The sequence below is a fragment of the Leucobacter sp. M11 genome (assembly GCF_035726885.1).
GTDB lineage: Bacteria > Actinomycetota > Actinomycetes > Actinomycetales > Microbacteriaceae > JAPFRB01.
Genome location: NZ_JAPFRB010000003.1, coordinates 99,558 through 103,849, shown reverse-complemented (window position 1 = coordinate 103,849; position 4,292 = coordinate 99,558). Strand labels below are relative to the sequence as shown.

Below are 4,292 nucleotides of genomic sequence, written 5' to 3'. Positions count from 1 at the left end.
TAGATCTGCTCGTCCAGGTTTGCCTGCAGCTGCGCGGCCACCTCGGACATGAACGCGGCGGGCACCTGGCCGTTCGCCGTGGCCGTGAGGACCTCGGGGTCGCCCTGGGCGAGCACGAGTGCGCCGATGATCTCCCGGCGCTCAATGCCCGACACCGCGGCCGCGCGATCCGAGACCTCGACGAGCTCGACGACCTCGCCGAGGCCGTCCTCCGAGGCGGTGAGGAAGGCGTCAACCAGTTGCTCATCTCCCGTCACGCCGATACTGAGCCCGTCGGCATCGCTGCTGGCACCGGGCCAGACGAAGGACAGCACAAGCAGTGACAGCATGATCGCCACCCCCGTGACGATCCCCGTGGTTCTGCCCCAGCCGCTGGGCGCGGCCTGCTGGGCGGTTTCAGTCTTGGTCATCATTCCTCCAAATTGGTGTGTCTGGGTGTGCTGCGGGGGGACCCCGGCTCGGGGCGGGGGACCGCCGAGCCGGGGACGACAGGGGCTGGAACAGCCGGGGGTGGGGCGCGGCGCGGTCCGCCCCCGGCCTCGCCGTGCGAGGGGAGCAGGACCTTGCCGAGTTCCGCCGCCAAAAAGACCACAAGGCCGAGGCCCAGGGCGAGGAGCCAGTCGAGCGGCCCGATGGGCGCGGAGCCGAAGACCCCGTGCAGGGGCGGCGTGTAGGTGTAGGCCACCTGCAACAGGACGAGCGCCAGCGCGGACCACCAGATGACGGGGTTGCCGCGGAACACCGCCGGGGTCAGGCTCGAGGCGGTCAGGCTGCGGCAGCTCAGCAGATAGCCGAGCTGCGCGAGCGCGAGCACCGTCACGGCGACGGTCTGGGCGCGGTCCTGCGGGACTCCGGAGTCGCTCAGGCCGTAGAAGGCACCGAGGGTGACCGCCCCGATGACCGCGGAGACGAGGCCGATCCTCGCCCACAGCGCCGCCCCGAGCAGGCCGGAGGCGGCCGGCCGCGGGGGGTGGCGCATCCCGTGTGGCTCCGCGGGCTCGTACGCCAGCGCGAAGGACAGCGTGATCGAGGTGACCATGTTGATCCACAGCACCTGGGCGGGTTCGAGCGGCAGCGGCAGCCCGATGAGCACGGCGACGAGCACAACGAGGGCCTGACCGCCGTTTGCCGGGAGCAGGAAGAGCACCGCCTTGCGGATATTCGCGGTGATCCGACGGCCCTCGGCGACCGCGTGCTCGATCGTGGCGAAGTTGTCGTCGGCGAGCACGATATCCGCCGCCTCCTTCGTGGCCTCGGTGCCCTTGACCCCCATCGCGACCCCGACGTCGGCCCGGGCGAGCGCGGGCGCGTCATTGACGCCGTCCCCGGTCATCGCCACGACCTCGCCGCGGCGCTGGAGGGCGGTCACGATGCGCATCTTGTGCTCGGGGCTCGTCCGGGCGAACACCCGGGTGTGGGGGAGCCGTTCATCAAGTCCCGCGTCGTCCAGGGCATCGAGGTCCGCGCCCGAGAGTACCTGCTCTGGGCGCGGCCCTCCGGCGCCGGGGGCGCTCACGTGGGGCTCCAAGATGCCGACCTCGGCCGCGATCGCCTCGGCGGTGCCGGGGTGATCGCCCGTGATCATCGTCACCCGGATGCCGGCCCGGCGGCACTGCTCGATCGAGCGGGTAGCCTCGGGGCGCGCGGGGTCGACGATGCCGACCAGGCCGCACATCGTGAGCCCGGCGTTGAGATCCCGATCGTCGAGCGCGTCCCGGGACCGGGGGACGCGCTGCCGGGCCACGGCGAGCACCCGAAGCCCCGCGGCCCCCAGGTCCTGGGCCTGGCGCTCCCAGTACAGCCGGTCGAGCGGCTCCCGCACTCCGCCGGGGTCGAGCTGATGCGCGCAGCGATCGAGCAGGCGGTCCGGGGCGCCCTTCACGTGGACGGCCCGGGCACCGTCCGGGTGCTGGTCCAGGGTCGCCATGAGCTTCCGCTCCGAAGAGAACGGCACCGTGCCGAGCCGGGACCAGCCGTGCGCGGGAAGCCCCGCCTTGAGGGTGAGCGAGCGGAGGGCGCCCTCCGTCGGCTCGCCGACGAGCGCCCAGCGCGCGCCATCGTCCCCCCGATCGCTCGGCGGGGTGAGGTGGGCGTCGTTGCAGAGATCGAGGGCCAGGATCGTTGCGTCGAGGGCCGGGGCGTCCCGGATCGGACCGGGGCGGGTCCCCCGGCGCAGCGTGATCTCCCCGGAGGGGTCGTAGCCGGTCCCGCTGACCTCGTAGACGGCGGCGGCGGTGACGAGCATGCGTGCGGTCATCTCGTTCTGGGTGAGCGTGCCCGTTTTGTCTGAGCAGATGGTCGTGACCGAGCCGAGGGTCTCGACCGCGGGCAACGTCCGGACGATGGCCCGGCGACGTGCCATCTGCTGCACGCCGAGGGCCAGGGTGATCGTGACCATCGCGGGCAAGCCCTCTGGGACCGCCGCAACCGACACCGCGATGGCCGCGGAGAGGAGCTCCGGCATGGCCCGGGTGGTGAGGAAGGCGCCGATGAGGACCATCACGAGGGCCAGCGCGAGCACCGCGACGGCGATGACCCGACCAAAGCGGGCGAGCTGGGTGGTGAGCGGGGTGGCCAGCGCGCTCACGGAGGCGACCAGGGTTTGGATCCGGCCGAGTTCCGTCGCGGCCCCGGTGGCAATCACGACCCCCTGGCCCTGCCCCGCGGTCACGAGGGTGCCCGAAAAGAGCAGGCAGCGGCGGTCCCCGAGCGTGGCCTCGGCGGGCACCGGATCCGGAGTCTTCTCCACAGGCGCGGACTCGCCCGTGAGCGCGGCCTCCTCGGCGCGCAGCCCGGTCGCCTCCAGGACGCGCAGGTCCGCGGGGACCCGGTCGCCGGCGCGGAGGCGCACCACGTCCCCCGGCACGAGCTGCGCCGCGTCGATGCCCCGCCATCCGGTATCCCGGCGGACCTCGGCGGAGGCGACGAGCATCGCCCGAATCCCGGCGAGGGCCTGCTCCGCCCGCCCCTCCTGCACGAAGCCGATCACCGCGTTCGCGACGGCCACGAGCAGGATGACCCCGAAGTCCGTCCAGTGGCCGAGCGCGGCCTTGAGCACCGCGGCGACCAGCAGGATATAGATCAGCACGTCATGAAAGTGGGCGAGCACGCGCAGCCAGAGCGGTTTTGCGCGTGGTGGTTCGAGCCGATTTGGTCCCACCGCGCGCAGTCGTTCGGCGGCGGCGTCCTCGCTGAGCCCGCCCGTGGTGCTGCCCAGCCCGGCGAGGACGCGGGGGGCGGGGAGGTGCCAGAGCGGCGGGTGTTCGATCGCGTCCTGCCCCGGAGCGACCCGCCCCCGCTCCCCGGGCCGCTGCTCCGGGGGGCGGGGGCCGCGCCGAGGGGGCCGGGCCCGTGCCTCACTCAACGAACTTTCCCTCCAGCGGGATGTCGGTCCGCATCTGGCGCGCGATGTCCTCGGGCACCGGGGGCACGGGCTCCCGCTCCACGGTGCGGTTGCCCGTGATCGGGTCCATCGACCAGACGAGGTTCGCGAGCGGGCCCTCATCGAGTTCGGGGAAGTCGCTCCGGTTATGGCACCCGCGGGTTTCTCGCCGTTCCAGCGCGCAGTCGAGCGTGGCCCTGGCCGACAGGATCATCCCGAACAGGTCGAAGGCGTGCACCGCGTCCTGGTGCCCGGCGAGGTCGGGGTGCACCCCGAGGTCACCCACCCGGCCCTGGATGGCGTCGAGCTCCTCGAGGCCCGCGCGCAGCCCGGCCTCGTCTCGGACGACGCCGGCGGCGCGGGACATGACGTTGCGCACCGCGCGCTGCAGGGCCCGGACGTTTTCGTGTCCCTGCAGGGAGAGGACGCGGTCGATCTCCGCTGAGGCGATCCGCTCGGCCTCGTGGGCGCGCGGCTGGGCCTCGAGGGAGTCCGCGTAGGCGGCGGCGGCCTGCGCCGTGATCCGCCCGTACACGAGCAGCTCGATCAGGGAGTTGCCCCCCAGCCGGTTCGCGCCGTGCAGGCCGCTCGCGGCCTCGCCGATCGCGTAGAGCCCCGCGACGTCGGTGCTGTGGTCCTCGGGTCGCACCCACACCCCGCCCATCGAGTAGTGCGCCGTCGGGGCGACCTCGATGGGGTCCCGGGTGATGTCGCGCATCTGGAGTTCGAGCAGCAGGTGATAGACCCGCGGCAGGCGTTCGAGGATCTGCTCCTCCGGCAGGTGGGAGACGTCGAGCCAGACCCCGCCGTTCGGGGTGCCCCGCCCGGAGCGGATCTCGGTCTCCGCGGCCAGGGCCACCCGGTCCCGGGTCGACAGCTCGGCCCGCTCGGGGTCGTAGCGGGGCATGAA

At 73.0% G+C, this 4,292-nt stretch carries 2 protein-coding genes and 1 pseudogene; all 3 read right to left on the bottom strand.

The genetic code is table 11. The features are described 5' to 3' along the window. A pseudogene (locus OOT08_RS08735) lies at positions 1-410 on the bottom strand (hypothetical protein); the annotation flags it as partial. Continuing rightward, entirely contained in the window at positions 410-3,364 is a 2,955-nt protein-coding gene (locus OOT08_RS08730) for a cation-translocating P-type ATPase (protein ID WP_325092251.1), read from the bottom strand. The gene OOT08_RS08730 and the pseudogene OOT08_RS08735, both read right to left, overlap by 1 nt. Continuing rightward, a partial coding sequence (locus OOT08_RS08725) for an FAD-binding protein (RefSeq protein WP_325092249.1) occupies positions 3,357-4,292 on the bottom strand: 936 nt, incomplete at its 5' end. The genes OOT08_RS08730 and OOT08_RS08725, both read right to left, overlap by 8 nt.